The sequence below is a fragment of the Bacillus sp. UMB0728 genome, from assembly GCF_002858875.1.
Taxonomy (GTDB): Bacteria; Bacillota; Bacilli; order Bacillales; family Cytobacillaceae; genus Bacillus_AB; species Bacillus_AB infantis.
On sequence record NZ_PKLA01000010.1, the window covers coordinates 1 to 23,152 of the forward strand.

Genomic DNA, 23,152 nt, shown 5'->3' on the forward strand with positions numbered 1-23,152 from the left:
TCCGCTCGACTTGCATGTATTAGGCACGCCGCCAGCGTTCGTCCTGAGCCAGGATCAAACTCTCCATATAAGAGTAAGATTTAGCTCTGATAAAAAATTAAGATTAACGTTGACGTTTTTGTTCGTTCAGTTTTCAAAGAACAATCTCTGCCGCTCAGGAGCGACTTTATTAATTTAACACAGCGCAGATAACTTGTCAACAACTTTTCTTAAGTTTGTTTTGCGTCATCAGCGACGCTTATTAATATACCAAGATAATATTAAGAAGTCAACAATATATCCAAAAAAAATTAAAGTTCCTTCAGCTGCGGCGCAGGCATATATTTAATGCACTCATTCTCAGGGGCGATCCGCTTAAACAGGGAAAACAAAATCCTATACCTTTCCCCCATTGCTCTTTTCACTATATGGTCAATCCGTTCATCTTTCAGATCAAAGAGAATCTCATCCATCTCTCTTTTAATCAAGTATTCCATCTCTTTCAATTCCCTTTCATTGATCAGCATTCCAAGCATTGTATCGCTCCTTGTCTTTTAAGGTTTTTGTAGTATTTTCCATTACCCTGTTTTTTATGAAACGAACAGAAAATAAATCAAAATTTTGGCGGAAAAATCATTTAAGTCATATTTGCTTTTTGTGTTCATAAAAATAAGACAAGGATTCTTTGTGGACGAGGTGATTGGATGAACTTTTTTTATGTGGTAAACGGAAAGGCCATTAAACAGGGGCTGCTTATCATTATTGCCTCCTTCTTTACTGCCTGGTTTTTGTATATGGAGAATATTATTCACATGCCAGTTTTCTCGGCAAATGATGGACCAAAGGCGATTTACAAAGGAGAGAAGGATGCTGCCCTGACATTTAACATAGGCTGGGGTGATGAAAAAGCCGAACCCATACTCGATGTTCTGAAGAAGCAAAACGTCAAGGCTGCAACTTTCTTCTTATCCGGTTCTTGGGCGGAGAGGCATCCGGAGCTGGTTGCACGCATTGTTAAAGAAGGGTATGAGATTGGAATGCTTGGCTATGATTATAAGGATTATACAGATCTGGAAGAAAGCAAAATCCGCCAGGACCTTGCCAAAGGGCAGGAAGCTTTCAAGAAGCTGAATGTAAAGGATATTAAGCTGGTAAGGGCGCCAACAGGCCATTTTGATCAAAAGACACTGAATGTGGCAGAAAAGATGGGCTATACGGTTGTACACTGGAGCATCGACTCAAAAGATTGGACTAATCCGGGCGTTGAGAGGATTGCAGAAAATGCTGCCAAGGCCGGGAAAGGAGATATCATTCTCCTGCATGCCTCCGATTCGGCCAAACAAACGGCCAAAGCTCTCCCTGCCATTATAGGCAATTATAAAGACAAAGGCCTAAAACTGGTTTCAGTATCTGAAATGATGGCAAACGCAAGCACGAAATCAAATGAGATAAAATAATACAGCAAAAAAGACGGGCCTGTAGTCAGCGGCCCGCCTTTTTGTATGTCCGGATCATTTTGCAGCCTTGATGGCTTCCCTCTTTTTCATTGAGCTTTCATTCAGCTTATGCAGGATCAAAAGCTGATAGGCATTGCAGATAAGCAGAGGGAAAAGCATGAGATATACCCAGCTTTCTTCATTTACCCTCAGTGCAGGTGTCCACTCCACACTGGTTACCACCACCATGAAGAACAGTGCAGGGATGAATGCCCCTTTGTTTGTCTGCCTTGCCTTTAGGAATGCTGCCGCCAGCCCCGCTGCCAATACGATTAGCGCCAGGGCAATATAAGGTCCATAGCTTTCCCCGTTTTCAGCAAAGTTGCTGTATCTTAAGTATACAAGGTCGAATAAGGCGAATAATATAAGGACAACCTGTACGCCATTCCATAAAGACCTGAAAATACCTAATCCAAACCGGTGTACGGTTAAATATGCGAAAAAGCCCATTTGGCTCAAGATGCTGAAAATCAAGCCCACTCCTGCTAGCCAAAATAATACAGAGATGATTTCCAATACTTCAAAATCAGCAAATAACGGCTGATATTCTTCCCACCTGACAATAAATCCTGTGATACCGGTTGCAATTGCACCCAAAAGCAGAGTGGACAAAAACAACCTTACCCAATTACGGCTGGTCATTATATATTAAGCCTCCATAGCGATAGTCATTCACCTATATGATTGTACCAACCAAAGTATGAAAAATCTAGGCATTACTCGCCAAACGAATAATATTTGCCCCAAATCACCATTCTAAGGTTAGGGACAATCCTGAAAGGAGCTTTCAATCATGTACAAAATATTCCGGCTCCTCCCACTTATCCTCCTCCTTGCCGTTTCGGGCTGCGGCCAGGCTGCCGAATCAGGCAGCGGCCAAATGGACTATGATCAGACAAAGAAAATGATTGTCGATATATTAAAGACCGATGATGGCAAGAAGGCGCTGCAGGAATTGATGGGAGACGAAAAGCTAAAACAGCAGCTTGTAATGGACCAGGCAATGGTTTCCGATACGATTGAGAGGACCTTAACATCTGATAAAGGGACTGAATTCTGGAAAAAATCTTTTGAGGATCCTAAATTTGCCGAAAGCATGGCAAAAAGTATGGAAAAAGAAAATGAAAAGCTTTTAAAAGATCTGATGAAAGATCCCGAATATCGAAAAATGATGGTGGAAGTCCTGAAAGATCCTGAATTAGAGAAAGAAGTCACAACCATTTTAAAAAGCAACGAATACAGGGAGCATCTCCAGAAGGTGATGACTGAGACTTTCGAAAGCCCTATATACAAAGCCAAGATACAGGATATGATCATCAAGGCTACAGAAGAAGTGAAGAGCGGCGGCAAAGAAAGCGAAGGCGGCGGATCCGGTGAAAGCGGCGGAGGCGGCGGAGAAGGCGGGGACAGCGGAGGAGGTTCCTGATCCTCTATCTCATTGTAAAAATGCCTCAGGCGAAGATTCGCCTGAGGCACTTTTTTATACTGATTGAATGACTTTTTCCGCAATGTCTGTATAGATTTTACCAAGCCTGTGATCTTTATCATAAATGGATGGCGCAAAGTCTGCATCATTCCAGTCCGGCTGCGCCAAAGGCAGCTGCCCTAAGACATTTGTTCTTAGCTCATCAGCAAGCTTATCCCCGCCGCCGTGGCCAAAGACATATTCTTTCTCGCCAGTCAGCTTACTTTCGAAGAAGGCCATGTTTTCAATTACACCGACAATTTCATGCTCGGTTCTCAACGCCATTGCACCTGCGCGCGCAGCAACAAAAGCTGCTGTCGGATGCGGAGTGGTGACGATGATCTCTTTGCAGGAAGGAAGCATCGTATGAAGATCCAGCGCCACATCCCCTGTTCCAGGAGGAAGGTCAAGCAGCAGATAATCCAGCTCGCCCCAATCCACTTCATTGAAGAAGCTGTTCAGCATTTTGCCAAGCATCGGCCCCCTCCAGATGATTGGTGCATTATCTTCAACAAAAAAGCCCATGGATATGACCTTCACCCCAAAGCGTTCAACCGGGATGATCCGCCCTTCCCTGACAACCGGGCGCTTTGTGATGCCCATCATATCAGGAACACTGAACCCATAGATATCTGCATCGACTAGTCCGACCTTTTTCCCGAGGCGCGCCAATGATACAGCAAGGTTGACTGACACAGTGGACTTTCCGACACCGCCTTTACCGCTGGCGATCGCAATAAATTTGGTTTTGCTGTCTTCTGATAAAAGCCCTTTATCCTCTTTTTCCGGAGAACGGTGCTTGGCCAATTCCTCCGCAGGCAGCTCGCTAAAGCGAAGGCCCACAGAGTCTGCACCATTCTTCTTAAGCAATTCCACAATCTGCGTCTGCAGCTGAAGCTGTTCCGCTGTCCCTGTTTTCGCAACAGCAATCTTCACACTCACGTGATTCTTCTCTGGCTTTACACTAACTTCCTGGATCGCATTCAGTTCACCCAGTGTTTTATGTATGAACGGTTCCTTCACATCACCCAAAAGCTCTCTCACTCTTTGCTCTGTCAACATCTATATGCACCTGCCCTTTAAGTCGTTTTAAACTTAGTATAGTATAACATAGCCCGAAAAGCGGAGGCGACTGTTCTGTTCCGACAAGCATAAGACGGGAAAGAAGCAAAGGCCGCCCTTTGCCTTTGATTCTTTTCCGGCTTATGACTCGAGGAACAAGGAGCCGGAGCTGGACAATTCGAAAAGTGGAGGCGACTGTTCTGACCCGACAAGCGTAAGACGAGAAAGGTGATGAGGCTGCCCTTTGCCTCAGATTCTTTCTTGCCTTATGACTCGAGGGGCAAGGAGATGGAGCAGAGTGGAGGATTTTCTATAGAACGCAGCCTGCCTTGCACATTCAATACATTCAAATGCTCGCCATGCCCCTCATGCATCGTTGAGATCCATTCTATACATAAGCCTGCTCTCACCAGCCCTCTCTTGAATCGATTAGCCACCTTTCTATACATAAGCCTGCTCTCAGCAGCCCTCTCTTGCATCGATTAGCCACCTTTCTATACATGAGCCTGCTCTCACCAGCCCTCTCTTGCATCGATTAGCCACCTTCTTATACCTAGCCCGGCACATGCCTGTCATGCAATCCCCCCTATCAGTACACGACCACCAACTCCCATAACTCTCCTGGCCAGCCTGTTAAAGTAACAACACCCTCCGCAGTCTCATTTTTCTCTATAAAAAAAGAGCATCCCACAGGATGCCCCTTTATTCTGGCTCCACCAGCTCTTCTTCATTCGTAAAATAGCGCAATACTCCATTATAGATAGAGGCTGCCACTTTTTCCTGGTAGTCATCTGTTTTTAGCCTGGCTTTTTCTCCCGGATTGGAGAGGAAGCCGATTTCGACCAGTGCGCCAGGCTTTTTAGCGTATTTCATGATATACACATGGCTGATCGGCTTGGCTCTTCTTTCTGTGTTCTCCAGGTTTCTGCGCAGCTCATCCTGAATGAATTTGGCTGCTTCAGCATTTTCCTTAATCTGCGGGGCATAGAAGGTCTGTGCACCGCTCCAGCGGGCAGATGGAATGGAATTCAGGTGGATGCTCAGGAAAAAGTCGGCCTCGGATTCATTAATCATCTTAAGCCGCTGCTTAAGGTCCTCCACCTTCCTCCTGCTGTATCCCTTTGTACCCTCCGGAGCCAGGTCACGGTCATCCTCCCTGGTCATAATGACAAGCGCTCCCTGCTCTTGCAGGTAGTCCCTGATCTTTAATGAGACGTTCAATGCGATATCCTTTTCTAAAGCATCTGAATCTCCGGCTCCGCCATCTGGTCCGCCATGTCCTGGATCCAGAAGGATGATTTCGCCTGTGAGCGGCAAATTCCATGACTTCCAGGAGTTATTTTCGAGAAAATCGTATCGAAAGATTAAAAATAAGATTATAAGTCCGGCCGCAAAAGCAGCCATCTGCAATTTTCGCTTCATCGTCCTAACCCATCCCTCCGCTTGTCCTCATTCATATATATGGGACAAGGGAAGGGGTTAGAACATTTTTAAAGAGATCAATGAAGTCTCAGCTTATGGCGCCGCTGGCCCTTTTGAAAGCCCTCCATCCACCAATGGCGCACATAATGCTCACAGGTGCCAGCCAGTGACTCGTTCGCAGCCGCTTCTTCACCGCTCCCCCAGTAAAGAAGGAAATTATAGAGCGTATCAACAAAATGCTTTTCCTCGCTCCTGCATCTTTCGAGGACCTGTTCAACGCCTTCTCCATAATAGCCGAACCGGCTGAAATGGGCCCCAAGGAGGTAGGCTTCGATTGCGACATCATAACAGGCCTCCTCCACTCCTGTATTCATCAGGAGCCCCGACGTAAACCTTATACTTCCAAAATGCCCTTTCACACTTTCCTTCAGAGATTTTATCGAAATGTCCTTTAGGACCGTTTTTTCATATTTGATCTGCTTTTCACGCTGTTTATCTGTAAAGGTTGTAATCACACTCACAGCTTTCTTCACCCCTTAAAGATAGTCTTCATCCGCCCAATGGGTGTCATTCAAGAAAGCACTGGCAATTTTGACAGAGAATAAAGCGGATGAAGGCCACCCATTTTTCAAAAGCTATTGGTGAATCTTTGCAAAGACAGCAAAAAAGACCCCCAGACGTAAGCCTGGGAGCCTTTGATAGAGTAATGATTAACGCTTAGAGAACTGAGGAGCACGACGAGCACCTTTAAGACCGTATTTCTTACGCTCTTTCATACGTGCGTCACGAGTCAATAGTCCAGCGCGCTTTAATGTTGGACGGAATTCTGGATCAGCTTGAAGCAATGCACGAGCGATGCCGTGACGGATTGCGCCAGCTTGGCCAGTGTATCCACCGCCATTAACGTTTACCAGGATATCGTAGCTGTTTAGTGTTTCAGTAGCAACAAGCGGCTGCTTAACTACTTCACGCAAAGCTGCGAATGGGATGTAGCTTTCGATCTCACGACCATTGATGATGATTTTGCCATCGCCAGGAACTAAACGAACACGGGCAACGGAGCTTTTACGACGACCAGTACCGATATATTGAACTTGTGCCAAGATAATAACCTCCCTTTAAAAATTATCCACGAAGTTCGTAAACTTCAGGTTGTTGTGCTTGGTGCGGATGTTCGCTGCCAGCATATACGTGTAATTTTTTGAACATTTGACGGCCAAGTGAATTCTTTGGAAGCATGCCTTTGATAGCAAGCTCAAGCATTTTCACAGGGTAGTTTGTACGCATCTCAAGAGCAGTTCTTGTTTTAAGACCGCCTGGGTGCATTGTGTGACGGTAATAGATCTTGTCAGTAAGCTTCTTACCAGTCAGTTCGATTTTCTCAGCGTTGATGATGATCACATTGTCACCAGTGTCAACGTGCGGTGTGAAAGTTGGTTTATTTTTGCCGCGCAGGACTGCTGCTACTTCACTTGCAAGGCGACCTAGAGTCTTGCCTTCAGCGTCAACAACATACCATTTACGCTCGATATTGTTTGCGTTAGCCATAAACGTACGCATGGGTTTCCCTCCTAAATAATCAATCATATTCATGTTCTTTGATTTCGTATATTATCACACAGATAAGTTCCGGGGCTTATTTGTGGGGTTAAAATACATACCATATTATGATATATCCTATATAGTACAATGTCAAGGGAATGTTACGCCAGGTTTAGTTGTTTTGAAAAAAATAATTTTTTCCTTTTTCCCTTTAATAGAATACCTTCCATAGATACAACCCCTCGGCAGGAGCTGTCTTGCCTGCCAGGCTCCTGTCCCTGCCTGAAATGACTTCCGGGAAGCTCCCCGGATCTCTCGTTCCTGCTCCTGCTTCGAGGAGCGTGCCTGTCAGGATGCGGACCATATTATATAAGAAGCCGCTGCCCGTAAAATGGAGCTCCAGCATCTCCCCTGCCTCCTCGACATGAACCTTCCGGATTTCCCTTACTTTGTCCTCCACATCTGTCCTGGAGGCGCAGAAGCTTGAGAAGTCATGGGTGCCGAGAAGATGTTCCGCAGCTTCCCTCATCGCTCGGATATCAAGGGGGTGAGGATAGTGATAGCTATAGTGCCGCTCAAACGGGCTTCGAATTTTCCCTCTGTAAATAAAGTAGCGGTATTCTTTCCCGCATGCATCAAAGCGGGCATGAAAGCCTTCAGCGGCCTTCTCAGTGCTCTCCACAGCGATGTCCTTCGGCAAGAGGGAGTTCAGGGCTGTCACCCATCTGTCCTCAGGAATGGCGAGCGGCGAGTCAAAGTGGATGACCTGCCCTCTCGCATGCACCCCGGCGTCTGTCCTGCCTGAAGCAAAGATCTTCACCGGGTTTCCTTTATGGATTTTGGCCAGTGCCCTTTCCACTTCAAGCTGCACAGTCCGCTTTCCCGGCTGCACCTGGTATCCGGAGAACTGTGAGCCGTCATAGGCAATCTTGCATTTGAATCTTTGCATTTTTACACCCCATTATGTGCGGAATACAGCAAGCAGTGCCGCAACTGCCAGGAGCAGGAGCAGCATAAGGGTGTCCCTTGTGCTCCAGTTCAGCTGCCGGTATTTCGTTCTGCCTTCCCCTCCGCGGTAGCCTCTTGCCTCCATAGCGGTGGCGAGCTCCTCAGCGCGTTTGAACGAGCTGACGAATAAAGGGATCAGCAGCGGAATGATCGACTTTACACGGTCCTTGATCGGTCCGCCTGAAAAATCGACTCCCCTGGCAGTCTGCGCCTTCATGATCTTATCTGTTTCCTGCATGAGGGTCGGGATGAAGCGAAGCGAAATCGACATCATCAGAGCCAGCTCATGGACAGGGAACTTCACCTTGTTCAAAGGACCCAGCAGGCTTTCCAGCCCATCGGTAATTTCAATGGGGGTCGTTGTCAGGGTTAATAGCGACGTCATCATGATCAGCAGGAAAAAGCGCATAGAGATGAACAGACCCTGCTTCAGGCCTTCTTCATAAATTTTCAGCCATCCAAGGTCGAGGATGACCTCTCCGCCCTTTGTCATGAATACATGCAGCAGCAGGGTGAAAAGCACAAGCCACAGCACCGGCCGCAGCCCCATATAAATGAACCTCGCAGGGACCCTGGATGAACGGACCATCATCAGCGTGTAGACAGTGAGAATGGCATAAGTCAGGATATTATTGGCTAAAAAAACGACACAAACAAATAAAAAGATAATGGCAAGCTTCGCACGGGGATCCATCCGGTGAAGGACGGAGTCGGCAGGCACATAGCGGCCAAAAATCATTTTCTCCATCATTTGGCCTCACCCCGCTTCACTGCGCCTGCTATCGCATCTGTCAGCTGCTCCATCGTCAGGCAGGTCATTCCGAGCTTCAATCCGAATGCCTTCTCGAACTTCTGCTGAAATTTTACAACCTCCGGTACATCCAGGCCGAGCTCAAGAAGTCCTGCCGGATCCGCAAAGATTTCTACCGGAACGCCTTTTCTGTATACCTCGCCTTTATGCATGATCACAATCTGATCGGCGTAGGCGGCAGCGTCCTCCATGCTGTGGGTCACCAGGATAGTGGAAAGGCCTCTTTCCTTATGGAGCGAATAGAACATCTCCATGATCTCTTTCCGCCCGCGCGGGTCCAGGCCAGCTGTCGGTTCATCCAAAACGATTACATCAGGGTTCATGGCAAGCACACCGGCAATGGCCACTCTCCGCATTTGGCCACCGGATAGATCAAAAGGAGACTTCTCAAGAACGGACTCGGTCAAGCCGACCTGAATGATTGCCTTTCTTGCCCTTTCCTTAGCCTCGGCCTCACTGACGCCAAAATTCATCGGGCCGAAGCAGATATCCTTTTCGACTGTTTCTTCGAAAAGCTGGTGCTCTGGGAACTGAAAGACAATCCCGACCTTTTGGCGGACCGCCTTTAGGTTTTTCTCCTTTTTCCCTGCAGTAATTTCCCTGTCCCCTATTTTGACACTGCCTTTTGTCGGCTTTAACAGGGCATTCAAATGCTGAAGGACAGTAGACTTGCCTGAACCGGTATGGCCGATTAGGGCGAGATATGTGCCTGATGGGATATCAATTGATACATCCTGGATGGCCAGCCGCTCAAATGGTGTGTTTATCTGGTATCTATGCTCTACATTTTGGAGTGAGATGTCCATAGCTTTTCCACCAACTCTTCTTCTGTTAAATAAAATTTTGGGATGGCCAGCCCTTTTTCACGCAGTGCCTTGCTCATTTTTACCGGGAATGGAATGTCCAGGCCGAGCTTTACAAGCTCCTCATCCATCTGGAAAATTTCCTCCGGTGTGCCTTCCCTGTATAATTGCCCCTGGTTCATGACGATGATCCGATCTGCCTTGGCCGCTTCTTCAAGATCATGGGTGATGGAGATAACCGTCATCCTGTGCTCGCTCTTTAACTCTCTTACCGTCTGCAGGACCTCTTCTCTTCCGCGGGGGTCCAGCATGCTTGTAGCTTCATCCAGTATGATCAGCGACGGTCGCAGGGCGATAACCCCTGCAATGGCGACTCTTTGTTTCTGGCCGCCTGAAAGATGGTGCGGCTCTTGATCTAGAAATTGGCCCATATTGACCATCTCTAATGAGGAACTCACTCTTTCTTTCATCTCTTCCTGCGGGACTCCATTGTTTTCTAAACCAAAAGCCACATCATCCTGCACCGTTGTTCCGACAAACTGGTTATCGGGATTCTGGAACACCATCCCTACAGCCCTTCTGACGTCCCAGACGGTCTCTTCTGTCAGTTCAGTCCCCTTCACCAGGATCCTGCCTTCCTGGGCATACTGCAGCCCATTTAAGAGCTTGGCCAATGTAGACTTGCCTGATCCGTTGTGGCCGACAATGGCAAGCCATTCCCCTTCCTGTATGTTAAAGGAAACGTTTCTTAAGGCATACTGGCTGCCGGCATCATATTGAAAAGAAATGTTTTCTAATTGAACAAGTGGATTTGACATAGGGATCCTCCTCTCTGCTCTTCTTGCAGCTGCATAAACAGCCTTGACTTCACTGCTTCAGCGCCTGTCATTTTAAAGTGGGATGAGGCATTACATCATTATCTCCCGGAAATAAAAATAACTCGCCTTTTGGCGAGCCTGATTTGCAGAAGACATTGAATTATTAGCTGAAGTCAGATGGCTGCCGGCACATATGCGCTTGTGTCGTTAATTGCATCAAAGCTCAATAATCGCTTTAGCTGCCTCTCTAATCTGTGCTCTCTGCCAAAAAACCTGAAACTTATAAAAAAGCCTGCACCTCATTCCGGCTGCAGAATATTTACATTCTGTGCGCATAAAACAGTTCCGGAAGAGGTGCATGAGCTAGACGAGACAAGTCCGGGATGCCTATACTGCATCCGTCAGTATGGAACTTGCACTGAGAGGCCCGAGATTCAGGCGCAGCGGAATCTTGCTCATCGTAACGCTCTTGTTTGGCTTGAATATAAGGCTTATGAAGAAAATGGAAGATAAGCCTTTTACAGAAAAAGGGCAAAGAACAAGTTCATGATAAACTGTCCAGCGCCCTTGTTGTCTGCTGCAGCAATTATACTAACTCGATGATAACCATTGGTGCTCCGTCTCCACGACGAGGCCCAAGCTTCATGATTCGAGTGTATCCACCTTGGCGCTCTTCATAACGAGTTGCGATGTCGCTGAATAACTTTTGTACTGCATCTTGGTTTGTCTCAGCATTAGCTACCTCATTGCGAATGAATGCAGCTGCTTGACGGCGAGCATGCAGGTCTCCGCGCTTGCCTAAAGTGATCATTTTCTCAACAACTGAACGCAGCTCTTTCGCACGAGCTTCAGTTGTTTCGATGCGCTCACTGATGATTAAGTCTGTAGCTAAGTCACGTAGCATAGCTTTACGTTGAGCACTAGTGCGTCCTAACTTTCTGTATCCCATGAAAGTTTCCCTCCTTTGTTGAAGTGATCAGTCGGTGATAGACCTAAGAGTGATAGATCCTAAGATCAGTCATCCTTGCGTAAGCCTAATCCCAGCTCTTCTAATTTATGTTTTACCTCTTCAAGAGATTTTCTGCCAAGGTTGCGGACTTTCATCATATCCTCTTCGGTCTTGTTGGCCAATTCCTGAACAGTATTGATGCCTGCGCGCTTTAAGCAATTATATGAACGGACTGAAAGATCGAGTTCTTCAATGGTCATTTCAAGAACTTTTTCCTTTTGGTCCTCTTCTTTCTCAACCATGATTTCAGCATTTTGCGCTTCGTCAGTAAGGCCGACAAAGATATTCAAATGCTCAGTTAAAATCTTCGCTCCAAGAGCAACCGCATCTTGTGGACCAGTGCTTCCATCAGTCCAAACATCGAATGTTAACTTATCATAGTTAGTCATTTGCCCGACGCGTGTATTTTCTACCTGGTAGGAAATACGCGATACTGGAGTGTAGATGGAATCGATAGGAATGACACCGATTGGTTGATCTTCTCGCTTGTTTTGATCAGCTGGTGTATAACCGCGTCCTCTTTTGGCAGTCAAGCGCATGCGCAAGTGCCCATTGGACCCAAGGGTAGCAATATGAAGATCCGGATTGAGGATCTCGACATCACTGTCATGCGTTACGTCAGCTGCAGTAACCGCACCTTCACCTTGAATATCAATTTCCAGCGTCTTTTCATCATCAGAATAGATTTTAAGAGCCAGTTTTTTAATATTTAAGATTACAGATGTTACATCTTCTACGACGCCTTCAATTGTTGAGAACTCATGAAGTACCCCATCAATTTGAATAGATGTGACAGCGGCACCAGGGAGTGAGGATAAAAGGATACGACGTAAGGAGTTACCCAAAGTAGTACCATACCCACGCTCAAGCGGCTCTACGACGAACTTTCCATACTTGGCATCATCGCTGATCTCAACCGTTTCGATTTTTGGTTTTTCTATTTCGATCATCAAAATATACCCTCCTTCAAAACGTCGAAACCCCGGCTAGCTTCTGCCTGCCGAAATTCCCCCATGTATACGTTCCCGTTTGTGCACAACAACTGGAATAAAGTTTCTGTATAACGGAAAATTGTATCATAACCCATTATAGACAAGGATACAAATTCTATACAGAAAAAATTATACGCGGCGACGTTTTGGCGGGCGGCATCCGTTATGAGGAACCGGAGTAACATCTCTGATAGCCGTTACTTCTAGACCAGCAGCCTGAAGGGCACGAATGGCAGCTTCACGTCCTGCACCAGGTCCTTTAACAGTAACTTCAAGAGTTTTCATACCATGTTCCATAGATGTCTTCGCTGCAGTTTCAGCAGCCATTTGAGCAGCAAATGGAGTAGATTTACGAGAACCTCTGAATCCAAGAGCTCCAGCACTTGACCAAGAAAGAGCGTTACCATGAACGTCTGTGATTGTTACGATAGTGTTATTGAATGTTGAACGGATGTGGGCGATACCACTTTCAATATTCTTTTTAACACGGCGTTTGCGTGTATTAGTTTTACGAGCCATTGTATATTACCTCCTTTACCGATTATTTCTTCTTGTTAGCTACAGTCTTACGAGGACCTTTACGTGTACGGGCATTGTTCTTAGTGTTCTGTCCGCGTACAGGAAGGCCACGACGGTGACGAAGACCGCGGTAAGAACCGATTTCCATAAGACGCTTGATGTTGAGTGAAACTTCACGGCGAAGGTCACCTTCAACTTTGAGTCTGTCGATTACTTCACGGATTTTGTTAAGCTCATCTTCTGTAAGGTCGCGAACGCGAGTGTCTTCAGAAACACCAGCTTCAGCCAAAACCTTTTGAGCAGTATTTTTACCGATACCATAAATGTAAGTCAATGAGATTACTACACGTTTTTCACGTGGAATATCTACACCAGCAATACGTGCCATTCTATGCGCACCTCCTTGTTATTAGCCTTGTTTTTGTTTATGCTTAGGGTTTTCACAGATAACCATAACTTTACCACGTCTGCGGATAACTTTGCACTTTTCGCAGATCGGCTTAACTGATGGTCTTACTTTCATTATCCTAACCTCCTTGATATTACGGAGTGCAATCAGTCTATTTGAAGCGGTAAGTGATTCTTCCGCGAGTCAAGTCATATGGTGAAAGCTCAACTGTTACTTTATCTCCTGGCAGGATGCGGATGAAGTGCATGCGGATCTTGCCGGAAACATGAGCCAAAACAGTATGACCGTTTTCCAATTCTACCTTAAACATAGCATTTGGCAAAGTTTCAATAACTGTGCCTTCTATTTCGATTACATCGTCTTTCGCCATCGAACATGTCTCCCTTCTTCTTTTCAGAATCTCACCTATTCATACGCTGCTTACGCAAAACGTAATTTTCCCTTCATTGCACGGCCGGTTTCATTTATGCTGCACTCGATTTCCGGAGAAACATAATCAGTCAGCTCCAGATGCCGGACGCTCTTCAGCAGCGGATTGCCTGACTTTCGTCTGGCCCCTTCGGCTATTGAGACAAACCGTCCATCTATCAACCTTATAATTATATCATATTCGCCGTCATCCCGCCCATTTTTAATCAAAACAATTTGACCAGAGATCAAATTGATCTTGTCAGGGCCGCAGACCATTTTCAGAATGAGCCTATGCAATCACCTGCACATCAAGCTTTAGTGAGGATTTCATAGCCTGTTTCAGTAATGGCAATGGTATGTTCAAAATGCGCACACATGCTGCCGTCCACTGTAACGACTGTCCAGTCATCAGCCAAGGTTCTTACATACCTGCTTCCGGCATTGACCATCGGCTCGATGCACAGTACCATCCCCGGCTTAAGCACCGGCCCTTTATTAGGCGGACCGTAGTGAGGGATTTGCGGTTCCTCATGTAAGTCTTGCCCGATTCCGTGGCCAACATACTCACGCACAATGGAAAAACCGTTTGCTTCCGCATACGTCTGAATCGCATGAGAGATGTTCGATAAACGTACATCCGGCTTTGACTCTTTAAGCCCTTCATACAATGACTGCTCTGTGACATCCAGCAGCTGCCGGACTTGTCTGTCAACAGTGCCTACAGGGTAGGTCCAGGCGGAATCGCCATGGTAGCCATTATATTCAGCACCTATATCGATGCTGATAATGTCGCCTTCGTTAAGCACCCGATCCCCGGGAATCCCGTGCACAAGTTCATTGTTCACAGATGCACAGATGCTGCCACGGAAACCATTATAACCTTTAAAAGATGGAATTGCATCATGTTTACGTATAAACGCCTCGGCAATTGTATCCAGCTCTCCGGTTGTAATGCCCGGTGCAACATGCTTCTGCAGCTCCTGGTGAGTCAGGGCAACAATACGCCCGGCTTCACGCATGATTTCAATTTCACGCGGTGTTTTACAGATGATCATTAACGCAGGCCTCCGAGGAGCGCATCAAGATCAGTGAACACCTTGGAAATTTCCTGCTGGCCATCAATATTGCGCAGATACCCTTTTGTTTCATAGAAATCAAGAAGAGGCTTAGTCTGCTTAATGTTGACATCAAGTCTGTTTTTAACAGTTTCGGCGTTATCATCAGCACGCTGATAAAGTTCGCCGCCGCACCGGTCGCATTCGTCTGCCTTTGCCGGGGGATTGAATACCAAGTGGTAAGTTGCCCCGCAGTTCTTGCAGATGCGTCTGCCAGTCAGGCGCTCCATTAAAATGCTTTGGTCAACATCAATGTTGATGACATAATCAATCTTTTTATCCAGTTCTGAAAGAATGTCTTCAAGGGCATCAGCCTGGGCAACCGTTCTTGGGAAGCCATCAAGCAAAAAGCCTTTATTGCAATCTTCCTTGCTTAACCTTTCGCGGACTATGCCGATTGTCACCTGGTCAGGGACAAGCTCGCCTTTATCCATGAAAGATTTAGCTTCTAAACCTAGTTCCGTGCCTTCTTTTATAGCTGCACGAAACATATCTCCTGTTGAGATATGAGGGATGCCGTACTTCTCGACAATTTTCTCGGCTTGCGTACCTTTGCCGGCACCTGGGAGCCCCATCAATACTAAATTCACAAGATTTCCCCCTCAGTCTCTAATAAGGTTAATGGGAACTAAAAGTTCCCAAAACCGAATTATTTTATGAAACCTTTATAGTGACGCTTAACCATTTGGGCTTCAAGCTGCTTCATTGTTTCGAGCGCAACACCCACAACAATCAGAAGGCTTGTTCCGCCAATCTGGGCTGATTGCGGCAGTCCGGCGAAATTGATGAAGAAAACCGGAAGGATCGCAATGGCAGTCAAGAAAAGCGCACCGACAAATGTCAAACGATATAAGACACGAGTCAGATATTCCTGAGTGTTTTTACCTGGGCGTATACCCGGGATATAGCCGCCTTGCTTTTTCAAGTTGTCGGCAACCTGCTCCGGATTAACCTGGATAAAAGCATAGAAATACGTAAAGGCAATGATCAATGCACTATACACGATCATACCAATTGGGTGGGTATAGTCGAACACTCTTTGAATCCACATCGTCACATCATTCTGCTCGAAGAAAGAAGCAATCGTTCTTGGCGTTACGATGAACGAGACTGCAAAGATGACTGGAATAACTCCGGCAGCATTCACCTTTAAAGGCAAATGAGTTGATTGTCCGCCCGCAGGATTGCCTCCTGTGGCCATACGCTTAGCGTATTGGATCGGAATTTTCCTTAATGCCTGCTGGATGAAGATCGTTCCAACAATGATCGCAATGACTGCAACCAGGATCAGGACTACTGTAACAATGCTAAGGAAAAGCTGCTCACCTGCATCTTCAATTTTCTGGGCGTAAATCTGGTTGACCGTGGAAGGTATGGCCGCTACGATACCAGCAAATATGATGATGGAAATGCCGTTTCCGACACCTTTAGATGTGATCTGCTCTCCAAGCCACATTAAGAAGGCTGTTCCTGCAGTCAGTACAGTGGCAATCAGAAGATAAGTTCCGATGCCCGGATTTTCAATCAGCATGCCGCCAGCCATGTTATTAAAGCCGTAGGACATACCCAGCGCCTGGATGAAACCAAGCACGATTGTAAAGTAACGGGTGAATTGAGCCAGCTTACGGCGTCCCACTTCCCCTTGCTTTGACCATTCAGTAAACTTCGGGACTACGTCCATCTGCAATAGCTGAATGATGATCGAAGCCGTAATATACGGCATGATTCCCATTGCAAGGATAGAGAAGTTGAGAAGCGCTCCTCCGCCGAATGTATTCAGGATTCCAAATACACTCAAGTCATCCTGTGCTTTTAACAGATCAGCATTCACATGCGGTACAGGAATGAATGTACCGATGCGGAATATGATCAGCATTAAAAGGGTGAATAGGATCTTTCGTCTTATATCACCCACGCGCATAAAATTGGAGATTGTCTGAAACATTAGATCACCTCTGTTTGACCGCCGGCAGCTTCAATAGCTTCCTTTGCAGCAGAGGAGAATTTATGAGCTTTAACAGTAAGCTTTTTCTCTACTTTGCCTTTAGCAAGAACTTTCACTCCTGCTTTTTCGTTGCTTACGACTCCTGTTTCGATAAGAAGTTCTGGTGTAACTTCTGTTCCGTCTTCAAAACGGTTAAGTGCATCAAGGTTAACAACTGCATATTCTTTGCGGTTGATGTTTGTGAAACCGCGCTTAGGCAAGCGTCGGAATAAAGGTGTTTGACCACCTTCGAAACCAAGACGTACACCGCCGCCTGAACGTGCGTTTTGACCTTTATGACCTTTACCAGCAGTTTTACCATTGCCTGAACCGATACCGCGACCTTTGCGCTTGCGTTCTTGACGAGAACCCTCTGCAGGTTTTAATTCATGAAGTTTCATTTTGGCACCTCCTTATTGAAAAAATCGAACTTATTTCTCAGAGACCTTTACAAGGTGAGCAACCTTGTTGATCATGCCGCGGATAGCAGCATTATCCTGGTGCTCAACTGTTTGGTTCATCTTACGTAATCCTAGAGCTTTAACTGTTTCGCGCTGGTCTTGAGGACGACCAATCACGCTGCGAGTGAGGGTAACTTCTAGTTTATTCGCCATTTGATTTCCCTCCTTATCCTAACAGTTCTTCTACTGATTTACCGCGTAACTTAGCTACGTCTTCAGCACGTTTTAAGTTATTTAGTCCTTCAAGAGTTGCGCGAACCATGTTGATTGGTGTGTTTGTGCCTAATGACTTAGACAGGATATCAGCTACACCAGCCAATTCAAGAACCGCACGAACCGGACCACCAGCGATAACTCCAGTACCTTCAGAAGCAGGCTTCAAAAGGATTTCGCCAGCACCGAAATGACCGATGATTTGGTGTGGAATAGTTGTTCCAACCATAGGTACTTCGATAAGGTTTTTCTTAGCATCTTCAATTGCTTTGCGGATCGCATCCGGAACTTCCTGGGCTTTACCAGTTCCAAAGCCTACATGTCCGTTCTTATCGCCTACTACTACAAGAGCAGTAAAACGGAAGCGACGTCCACCTTTAACAACTTTCGCTACACGATTGATTGTAACTACGCGTTCTTCAAGTTCAAGTTTGTTTGGGTCAATACGAAGCATCTTTATGTGTCCCTCCTTCTATTAAAATTCTAAGCCGTTTTCACGAGCAGCATCTGCTAATGCTTTAACACGTCCGTGATACAGGTAGCCTCCGCGGTCAAAAACAACAGCTTTAACACCTTTTTCAACAGCGCGCTTAGCAACTAGTTCTCCAACCTTAACAGCAGCATCTGTGTTTCCTGTAGCAGTAAGTTCAACTTCCTTATCAAGTGTTGAAGCACTTGCAACAGTCACTTTGTTCACATCATCGATCAGCTGAGCATAGATATGCTTGTTAGAGCGGAACACGTTTAAACGAGGACGAGCTTCAGTACCGCTAAGTTTAGCACGCACGCGGGCATGTCTTTTTTTGCGGACTTGATTTTTATCAGCCTTCGTAATCATTTAGGTCACTCCTTTCGTTTGCCTATGCGGCATTACTTACCTGTTTTACCTTCTTTACGACGCACATATTCGCCTTCGTAGCGGATACCTTTACCTTTGTAAGGCTCTGGAGGACGAACGTCACGAATGTTAGCAGCAAGTGCACCAACACGTTCTTTGCTTGTGCCTTTTACGATAACCTTCGTGTTAGAAGGCACTTCGATTTCGATTCCTTCTTCAGGAACGATTTCAACAGGGTGAGAGTAGCCAACGTTCAGGATCAGGTTTTTCCCCTGCTTTTGAGCACGGTAACCGACACCGATAAGCTCAAGGCCTCTTTCAAATCCTTTAGAAACACCTTCAACCATGTTTGCGATCAGGGCGCGAGTAGTTCCGTGCAGTGCGCGGTGCTCTTTCGCTTCTGATGGACGGGAAACATTAATGATGTTCTCTTCCACGCTGATTGCCATATCAGGGCTGAATGAACGAGTCAATTCGCCTTTAGGGCCTTTAACTGTCACATTGTTATTATCTACAGTGATTGTAACTCCACTTGGAATTTCAATTGGTTTTTTACCTACGCGAGACATTTATTGCACCTCCATTCTTGAGAAACTCTATTACCAAACGTATGCTAATACTTCTCCGCCAGTTTGCTTAGCGCGGGCTTCTTTATCTGTAAGAACTCCTTGAGAAGTAGATACTAATGCGATTCCTAGACCGTTTAACACGCGAGGAACTTCGTTTGATTTTGCATATACACGAAGACCAGGCTTACTGATGCGCTTAAGACCAGTGATAACGCGCTCGTTGTTTGCACCGTATTTAAGGAAAATGCGGATGATGCCTTGTTTATTGTCTTCGATAAACTCTACATCACGAACGAAACCTTCACGCTTAAGGATTTCAGCGATTTCTTTCTTGATATTAGAAGCAGGAACCTCTAATTTTTCGTGACGTACCATATTCGCATTACGGATGCGTGTAAGCAAATCTGCAATTGGATCTGTCATGACCATTGTTTTTACCTCCTTCCCAGACTTTGGGTTTTACCAGCTAGCTTTTTTCACACCAGGAATTTGTCCTTTGTATGCTAATTCACGGAAACAGATACGGCAAAGCTTAAATTTACGGTATACGGAATGTGGACGCCCGCAGCGTTCGCAGCGAGTGTATTCTTGTACCGGATATTTAGGCGTGCGTTTTTGTTTCGCAATCATTGACTTTTTAGCCACGTTGTCGCCTCCCTCTATTTAGCGATTACTTTTGGAATGGCATTCCAAATTGAGTTAAAAGTTCACGAGCTTCTTCATCTGTGTTAGCTGTAGTAACGATAACGATATCCATACCACGAACTTTGCTTACTTTATCGTAATCAATCTCAGGGAAGATTAACTGTTCTTTCACACCAAGAGTGTAGTTGCCACGGCCGTCAAAGGATTTCTTTGAGATCCCGCGGAAGTCACGTACACGTGGAAGAGATACAGATACTAATTTATCAAAAAACTCGTACATGCGCTCTCCGCGCAGAGTAACTTTAGCACCGATAGGCATGCCTTCACGAAGACGGAACCCAGCGATTGATTTTTTAGCACGGGTTACAACCGGCTTTTGGCCGCTGATAACCGCAAGCTCTTCAACAGCATTGTCAAGCGACTTTGCGTTTGCAACAGCATCGCCGACACCCATGTTGATAACGATTTTTTCAAGCTTTGGTACTTGCATGATTGATTCGTAGTTAAACTTGCTCATAAGAGCAGGTGTAATTTCATTTGAAAACTTCTCTTTTAGGCGGTTCATTCTTGTACCTCCCTTCTTCAATTACTTATTTATCTAGAACTTCACCGGATTTTTTCGCAACGCGAACTTTCTTGCCATCAACCTCTTTGTAACCAACACGTGTCGGGTTACCTGACTTAGGATCGATTGGCATCACGTTTGATACATGAATAGGTGCTTCTTGGCTGATGATTCCGCCTTGCGGATTCACTTGGGATGGCTTAGAGTGCTTCTTTACTACGTTCACACCTTCAACAAGCACACGGCTTTGTTTTGGGAAAGCAGCAAGGATCACACCTGATTTGCCTTTATCCTTACCAGAAATGACCATGACTTTGTCACCTTTTTTTACATGCATCTGTCGCACCTCCTTAAAGGCAATTTGTTTGAATTATAGTACTTCTGGAGCTAGTGATACGATTTTCATAAAGTTGCTGTCGCGCAATTCACGTGCAACTGGGCCAAAGATACGAGTTCCGCGTGGACCCTTATCGTCACGGATAATTACACATGCGTTTTCATCAAAACGGATGTAAGTACCGTCATCACGGCGGACACCGCGCTTAGTTCTAACGATAACTGCTTTAACGACGTCACCTTTTTTAACAACGCCACCTGGTGTTGCTTGTTTTACAGTACAAACGATAACATCACCGATATTAGCTGTTTTGCGGCCAGAGCCACCAAGGACTTTAATTGTCAGTACTTCACGAGCACCTGAGTTGTCAGCAACTTTCAAACGTGATTCTTGTTGAATCATGCGTGTAACCTCCCTTCGGGATGAAGCTTATTCCGAACCATTAGATTATAACTGCTTTTTCTACTACTTCTACAAGACGGAAGCGTTTAGTCGCAGAAAGTGGACGAGTTTCCATAATACGAACCACATCGCCAATTTTTGCTTCGTTTTGCTCGTCATGAGCTTTAAACTTTTTAGAGTACTTAACGCGCTTACCATAGAGCGTGTGCTTTTTGTATGTTTCTACAAGAACAGTGACTGTTTTGTCCATCTTGTCGGAAACAACGCGTCCAGTGTAAACCTTGCGTTGGTTACGTTCACTCATTGTGCGAACCTCCTATCAATTATCGATTGTTAACGCCGATCTCTCTCTCACGAATAACAGTTTTCATGCGAGCAATCGCTTTGCGTACTTCACGAATGCGAGCTGTATTTTCAAGTTGTCCAGTCGCCAATTGAAAGCGCAGGTTGAATAGCTCTTCTTTTAAAGATTTTACTTTTTGTTCTATTTCAGCAGTGGTAAGGTCACGAATTTCATTAGCTTTCATTTGATTCACCACCAATTTCTTCTCGTTTTACAAACTTGCACTTTACAGGAAGTTTGTGTGATGCAAGACGTAATGCTTCACGAGCTACCTCTTCAGATACGCCGGCAATTTCAAACATGATTTTCCCTGGCTTAACTACTGCTACCCATCCTTCAGGAGCACCTTTACCAGAACCCATTCGGACTTCTAGAGGCTTTGCAGTGTAAGGCTTGTGAGGGAAGATGTTGATCCATACTTTACCGCCACGTTTCATGTAACGAGTCATCGCGATACGGGCAGATTCAATCTGACGGTTAGTGATCCAAGAAGCCTCAAGAGCTTGAAGGCCAAATTCACCGAAGTTCACTTCAGTACCGCCTTTTGATTGTCCACGCATTTTTCCGCGGTGTACACGGCGATACTTAACGCGTTTTGGCAATAACATATTATTTGCCTCCTTCCTCAGTTTTCTTCTTTGTAGGAAGCACCTCTCCACGATAGATCCATACTTTAACGCCTAATTTACCGTATGTTGTGTCTGCTTCTGCAGTAGCATAGTCGATATCAGCACGAAGTGTATGAAGTGGAACAGTACCTTCGCTGTAAGATTCAGAACGAGCGATATCAGCACCGCCAAGACGGCCAGATACCATTGTTTTGATACCTTTAGCGCCAGCGCGCATTGCACGTTGGATAACTTGCTTTTGAGCACGACGGAAAGATACGCGGTTTTCCAATTGACGAGCAATGTTTTCCGCAACTAATTTCGCGTCGATGTCTGCTTTTTTGATTTCAAGAATGTTGATGTGAACACGTTTGCCAGTAAGTGAGTTAAGAGCTTTACGAAGAGCTTCAACTTCAGAACCGCCTTTACCGATAACCATACCAGGCTTAGCAGTGTGGATAGTGATGTTTAAACGGTTAGCTGCACGCTCGATCTCAACTTTAGAAAGTGATGCATCGCTTAAACGCTTCGTAATGTACTCACGCACTTTAAGGTCTTCGTGTAAAAGTTCAGCATAGTCTTTGCCTGCGAACCATTTTGACTCCCAATCACGGATGACACCGATTCGCAAACCGACTGGATTTACTTTTTGACCCACTGATTATCCCTCCTTCTTTTCTGATAAAACGATAGTAATATGACTAGTACGTTTGTTGATTGCACTTGCACGGCCCATAGCACGCGGACGGAAACGCTTCAAAGTTGGTCCCTCGTCAACGAATACTTGAGATACTACTAAATTGTTTACGTCCATTTCGTAGTTATGCTCAGCATTTGCCAATGCGGATTTCAATAATTTTTCAACGACAGGAGAAGCTGCTTTTGGCGTATGGTTTAAGATAGCCACCGCTTCACCTACTTGCTTACCTCGAATTAAATCTACGACTAAACGAGCTTTACGAGGAGCAATACGAACTGTTCTTGCAACAGCTTTAGCTTGCATCAGGATGCCCTCCTCTCATTAACGTCTTGTTTTCTTATCATCATTGCCATGGCCTTTGTAAGTACGAGATGGAGCGAATTCTCCAAGCTTGTGCCCTACCATGTCTTCTGTCACATATACAGGTACATGTTTACGACCATCATAAACTGCGATAGTGTGACCAATGAATTGCGGGAAGATCGTAGAACGGCGTGACCAAGTCTTTACCACTTGCTTGCCTTCGTTTTCATTTAACTTTTCGATCTTTGTCATTAAATGCTCATCAACAAAAGGTCCTTTTTTTAAGCTGCGACCCATGATTGAACCTCCCTTCGTGATCGTTC

At 45.6% G+C, this 23,152-nt stretch carries 39 protein-coding genes and 1 rRNA gene; 2 read left to right on the forward strand and 38 right to left on the reverse strand.

Annotated features, from left to right (window positions below; genetic code table 11):
- Both CYJ37_RS25185 and CYJ37_RS25190 read right to left on the reverse strand, forming a co-directional pair.
- Nucleotides 1–70, reverse strand: a 16S ribosomal RNA gene (locus tag CYJ37_RS25185); the annotation flags it as partial.
- A 220-nt stretch (nt 71–290) separates the two neighbouring features.
- Nucleotides 291–515, reverse strand: a complete 225-nt coding sequence (locus CYJ37_RS25190) for a hypothetical protein (protein ID WP_101552827.1) — start codon at nt 513–515, stop codon at nt 291–293.
- Nucleotides 516–683: 168 nt separating this feature from the next.
- On the opposite strand from CYJ37_RS25190, the gene pdaB reads away from it, so the two are divergent.
- Nucleotides 684–1,436 (forward strand): polysaccharide deacetylase family sporulation protein PdaB, encoded by a 753-nt coding sequence (gene pdaB, locus CYJ37_RS25195; protein ID WP_094769459.1) that lies wholly within the window; start codon nt 684–686, stop codon nt 1,434–1,436.
- A 54-nt stretch (nt 1,437–1,490) separates the two neighbouring features.
- On the opposite strand, the gene CYJ37_RS25200 is transcribed toward pdaB, so the two are convergent.
- Nucleotides 1,491–2,117, reverse strand: coding sequence for a KinB-signaling pathway activation protein (locus CYJ37_RS25200; protein WP_022543223.1), 627 nt, complete (start codon nt 2,115–2,117; stop codon nt 1,491–1,493).
- A 151-nt stretch (nt 2,118–2,268) separates the two neighbouring features.
- Here CYJ37_RS25200 and gerD point away from each other — a divergent pair, with 151 nt between their 5' ends.
- The gene (gene gerD / locus CYJ37_RS25205) at nt 2,269–2,901 is read left to right on the forward strand and encodes a spore germination lipoprotein GerD (RefSeq protein ID WP_009791288.1); all 633 of its coding nucleotides are present in this window, start codon (nt 2,269–2,271) and stop codon (nt 2,899–2,901) included.
- A gap of 54 nt (nt 2,902–2,955) precedes the next feature.
- Here the strand turns inward: gerD and CYJ37_RS25210 are convergent, their stop codons facing one another.
- The 35 genes from CYJ37_RS25210 to rpsS all read right to left on the reverse strand — a co-directional run bounded on the left by CYJ37_RS25210 (nt 2,956) and on the right by rpsS (nt 23,126).
- Complete coding sequence (locus CYJ37_RS25210) at nt 2,956–4,002, reverse strand: P-loop NTPase (RefSeq protein WP_009791289.1); 1,047 nt, start codon at nt 4,000–4,002, stop codon at nt 2,956–2,958.
- Between the two features lie 702 nt (nt 4,003–4,704).
- The gene (gene cwlD / locus CYJ37_RS25220; RefSeq protein ID WP_101552830.1) at nt 4,705–5,424 is read right to left on the reverse strand and encodes an N-acetylmuramoyl-L-alanine amidase CwlD; all 720 of its coding nucleotides are present in this window, start codon (nt 5,422–5,424) and stop codon (nt 4,705–4,707) included.
- A 77-nt stretch (nt 5,425–5,501) separates the two neighbouring features.
- On the reverse strand, nt 5,502–5,945 hold the full coding sequence (locus tag CYJ37_RS25225) for a YbaK family protein (RefSeq protein ID WP_022543221.1): 444 nt from the start codon (nt 5,943–5,945) through the stop codon (nt 5,502–5,504).
- A gap of 189 nt (nt 5,946–6,134) precedes the next feature.
- Nucleotides 6,135–6,527, reverse strand: coding sequence for a 30S ribosomal protein S9 (rpsI, locus tag CYJ37_RS25230; protein ID WP_009791292.1), 393 nt, complete (start codon nt 6,525–6,527; stop codon nt 6,135–6,137).
- Nucleotides 6,528–6,549: 22 nt separating this feature from the next.
- On the reverse strand, nt 6,550–6,984 hold the full coding sequence (gene rplM / locus CYJ37_RS25235; protein ID WP_009791293.1) for a 50S ribosomal protein L13: 435 nt from the start codon (nt 6,982–6,984) through the stop codon (nt 6,550–6,552).
- 193 nt (nt 6,985–7,177) lie between these two features.
- Nucleotides 7,178–7,915: a tRNA pseudouridine(38-40) synthase TruA gene (gene truA / locus CYJ37_RS25240; RefSeq protein WP_009791294.1), complete on the reverse strand. Its 738-nt coding sequence runs from the start codon at nt 7,913–7,915 to the stop codon at nt 7,178–7,180.
- Between the two features lie 12 nt (nt 7,916–7,927).
- The gene (locus CYJ37_RS25245; RefSeq protein ID WP_009791295.1) at nt 7,928–8,725 is read right to left on the reverse strand and encodes an energy-coupling factor transporter transmembrane component T family protein; all 798 of its coding nucleotides are present in this window, start codon (nt 8,723–8,725) and stop codon (nt 7,928–7,930) included.
- A complete protein-coding gene (locus tag CYJ37_RS25250; RefSeq protein ID WP_101552832.1) occupies nt 8,722–9,591 on the reverse strand; it encodes an energy-coupling factor ABC transporter ATP-binding protein in 870 nt (289 codons plus the stop codon). Before CYJ37_RS25250 ends, CYJ37_RS25245 begins: the two co-directional genes overlap by 4 nt.
- Nucleotides 9,567–10,406, reverse strand: coding sequence for an energy-coupling factor ABC transporter ATP-binding protein (locus tag CYJ37_RS25255; RefSeq protein ID WP_101552833.1), 840 nt, complete (start codon nt 10,404–10,406; stop codon nt 9,567–9,569). Before CYJ37_RS25255 ends, CYJ37_RS25250 begins: the two co-directional genes overlap by 25 nt.
- A gap of 586 nt (nt 10,407–10,992) precedes the next feature.
- Nucleotides 10,993–11,355 carry a 50S ribosomal protein L17 gene (gene rplQ / locus CYJ37_RS25260; protein ID WP_009791300.1) on the reverse strand — a complete coding sequence of 121 codons (363 nt, stop codon included), beginning with the start codon at nt 11,353–11,355 and terminating at the stop codon, nt 10,993–10,995.
- A gap of 65 nt (nt 11,356–11,420) precedes the next feature.
- Entirely contained in the window at nt 11,421–12,365 is a 945-nt protein-coding gene (locus CYJ37_RS25265; RefSeq protein ID WP_009791301.1) for a DNA-directed RNA polymerase subunit alpha, read from the reverse strand.
- Nucleotides 12,366–12,536: 171 nt separating this feature from the next.
- Nucleotides 12,537–12,926, reverse strand: coding sequence for a 30S ribosomal protein S11 (rpsK, locus tag CYJ37_RS25270; protein WP_009791303.1), 390 nt, complete (start codon nt 12,924–12,926; stop codon nt 12,537–12,539).
- Nucleotides 12,927–12,948: 22 nt separating this feature from the next.
- The gene (gene rpsM / locus CYJ37_RS25275) at nt 12,949–13,314 is read right to left on the reverse strand and encodes a 30S ribosomal protein S13 (RefSeq protein WP_009791304.1); all 366 of its coding nucleotides are present in this window, start codon (nt 13,312–13,314) and stop codon (nt 12,949–12,951) included.
- Nucleotides 13,315–13,335: 21 nt separating this feature from the next.
- On the reverse strand, nt 13,336–13,449 hold the full coding sequence (rpmJ, locus tag CYJ37_RS25280) for a 50S ribosomal protein L36 (protein ID WP_000868344.1): 114 nt from the start codon (nt 13,447–13,449) through the stop codon (nt 13,336–13,338).
- 37 nt (nt 13,450–13,486) lie between these two features.
- Nucleotides 13,487–13,705, reverse strand: a complete 219-nt coding sequence (gene infA / locus CYJ37_RS25285; protein WP_009791305.1) for a translation initiation factor IF-1 — start codon at nt 13,703–13,705, stop codon at nt 13,487–13,489.
- A 50-nt stretch (nt 13,706–13,755) separates the two neighbouring features.
- A complete protein-coding gene (locus CYJ37_RS25290) occupies nt 13,756–14,043 on the reverse strand; it encodes a KOW domain-containing RNA-binding protein (protein WP_224952345.1) in 288 nt (95 codons plus the stop codon).
- 11 nt (nt 14,044–14,054) lie between these two features.
- Complete coding sequence (map, locus tag CYJ37_RS25295; RefSeq protein WP_009791307.1) at nt 14,055–14,801, reverse strand: type I methionyl aminopeptidase; 747 nt, start codon at nt 14,799–14,801, stop codon at nt 14,055–14,057.
- Nucleotides 14,801–15,451 (reverse strand): adenylate kinase, encoded by a 651-nt coding sequence (locus tag CYJ37_RS25300; RefSeq protein ID WP_094769453.1) that lies wholly within the window; start codon nt 15,449–15,451, stop codon nt 14,801–14,803. The genes map and CYJ37_RS25300 overlap by 1 nt, the downstream gene beginning before the upstream one ends.
- A 59-nt stretch (nt 15,452–15,510) precedes the next feature.
- Nucleotides 15,511–16,806, reverse strand: a complete 1,296-nt coding sequence (gene secY, locus CYJ37_RS25305; RefSeq protein ID WP_009791309.1) for a preprotein translocase subunit SecY — start codon at nt 16,804–16,806, stop codon at nt 15,511–15,513.
- Nucleotides 16,806–17,246, reverse strand: coding sequence for a 50S ribosomal protein L15 (rplO, locus tag CYJ37_RS25310; protein ID WP_022543220.1), 441 nt, complete (start codon nt 17,244–17,246; stop codon nt 16,806–16,808). The genes secY and rplO overlap by 1 nt, the downstream gene beginning before the upstream one ends.
- 30 nt (nt 17,247–17,276) lie before the next feature.
- Complete coding sequence (gene rpmD, locus CYJ37_RS25315; protein ID WP_009791311.1) at nt 17,277–17,459, reverse strand: 50S ribosomal protein L30; 183 nt, start codon at nt 17,457–17,459, stop codon at nt 17,277–17,279.
- Between the two features lie 13 nt (nt 17,460–17,472).
- Nucleotides 17,473–17,973 carry a 30S ribosomal protein S5 gene (rpsE, locus tag CYJ37_RS25320; protein WP_009791312.1) on the reverse strand — a complete coding sequence of 167 codons (501 nt, stop codon included), beginning with the start codon at nt 17,971–17,973 and terminating at the stop codon, nt 17,473–17,475.
- A gap of 21 nt (nt 17,974–17,994) precedes the next feature.
- Nucleotides 17,995–18,357: a 50S ribosomal protein L18 gene (gene rplR, locus CYJ37_RS25325; RefSeq protein ID WP_009791313.1), complete on the reverse strand. Its 363-nt coding sequence runs from the start codon at nt 18,355–18,357 to the stop codon at nt 17,995–17,997.
- Between the two features lie 32 nt (nt 18,358–18,389).
- Nucleotides 18,390–18,926 (reverse strand): 50S ribosomal protein L6, encoded by a 537-nt coding sequence (gene rplF, locus CYJ37_RS25330; protein WP_009791314.1) that lies wholly within the window; start codon nt 18,924–18,926, stop codon nt 18,390–18,392.
- Between the two features lie 30 nt (nt 18,927–18,956).
- Nucleotides 18,957–19,355, reverse strand: a complete 399-nt coding sequence (gene rpsH / locus CYJ37_RS25335; RefSeq protein WP_009791315.1) for a 30S ribosomal protein S8 — start codon at nt 19,353–19,355, stop codon at nt 18,957–18,959.
- A 30-nt stretch (nt 19,356–19,385) separates the two neighbouring features.
- Nucleotides 19,386–19,571: a type Z 30S ribosomal protein S14 gene (locus CYJ37_RS25340; RefSeq protein ID WP_009791316.1), complete on the reverse strand. Its 186-nt coding sequence runs from the start codon at nt 19,569–19,571 to the stop codon at nt 19,386–19,388.
- 25 nt (nt 19,572–19,596) lie between these two features.
- Nucleotides 19,597–20,136, reverse strand: coding sequence for a 50S ribosomal protein L5 (gene rplE / locus CYJ37_RS25345; protein ID WP_009791317.1), 540 nt, complete (start codon nt 20,134–20,136; stop codon nt 19,597–19,599).
- Between the two features lie 25 nt (nt 20,137–20,161).
- Nucleotides 20,162–20,473 (reverse strand): 50S ribosomal protein L24, encoded by a 312-nt coding sequence (gene rplX, locus CYJ37_RS25350; protein ID WP_009791318.1) that lies wholly within the window; start codon nt 20,471–20,473, stop codon nt 20,162–20,164.
- 33 nt (nt 20,474–20,506) lie between these two features.
- Nucleotides 20,507–20,875 (reverse strand): 50S ribosomal protein L14, encoded by a 369-nt coding sequence (gene rplN, locus CYJ37_RS25355; protein WP_009791319.1) that lies wholly within the window; start codon nt 20,873–20,875, stop codon nt 20,507–20,509.
- 40 nt (nt 20,876–20,915) lie between these two features.
- Entirely contained in the window at nt 20,916–21,179 is a 264-nt protein-coding gene (gene rpsQ, locus CYJ37_RS25360) for a 30S ribosomal protein S17 (protein WP_009791320.1), read from the reverse strand.
- Nucleotides 21,180–21,198: 19 nt separating this feature from the next.
- On the reverse strand, nt 21,199–21,402 hold the full coding sequence (gene rpmC, locus CYJ37_RS25365) for a 50S ribosomal protein L29 (RefSeq protein ID WP_003351417.1): 204 nt from the start codon (nt 21,400–21,402) through the stop codon (nt 21,199–21,201).
- The gene (gene rplP, locus CYJ37_RS25370) at nt 21,392–21,826 is read right to left on the reverse strand and encodes a 50S ribosomal protein L16 (protein ID WP_009791321.1); all 435 of its coding nucleotides are present in this window, start codon (nt 21,824–21,826) and stop codon (nt 21,392–21,394) included. Before rplP ends, rpmC begins: the two co-directional genes overlap by 11 nt.
- A 1-nt stretch (nt 21,827) precedes the next feature.
- The gene (gene rpsC / locus CYJ37_RS25375; protein WP_009791322.1) at nt 21,828–22,484 is read right to left on the reverse strand and encodes a 30S ribosomal protein S3; all 657 of its coding nucleotides are present in this window, start codon (nt 22,482–22,484) and stop codon (nt 21,828–21,830) included.
- A gap of 3 nt (nt 22,485–22,487) precedes the next feature.
- Nucleotides 22,488–22,829: a 50S ribosomal protein L22 gene (rplV, locus tag CYJ37_RS25380; RefSeq protein ID WP_009791323.1), complete on the reverse strand. Its 342-nt coding sequence runs from the start codon at nt 22,827–22,829 to the stop codon at nt 22,488–22,490.
- A gap of 18 nt (nt 22,830–22,847) precedes the next feature.
- A complete protein-coding gene (gene rpsS, locus CYJ37_RS25385; RefSeq protein ID WP_009791324.1) occupies nt 22,848–23,126 on the reverse strand; it encodes a 30S ribosomal protein S19 in 279 nt (92 codons plus the stop codon).
- Nucleotides 23,127–23,152: the final 26 nt, after the last annotated feature.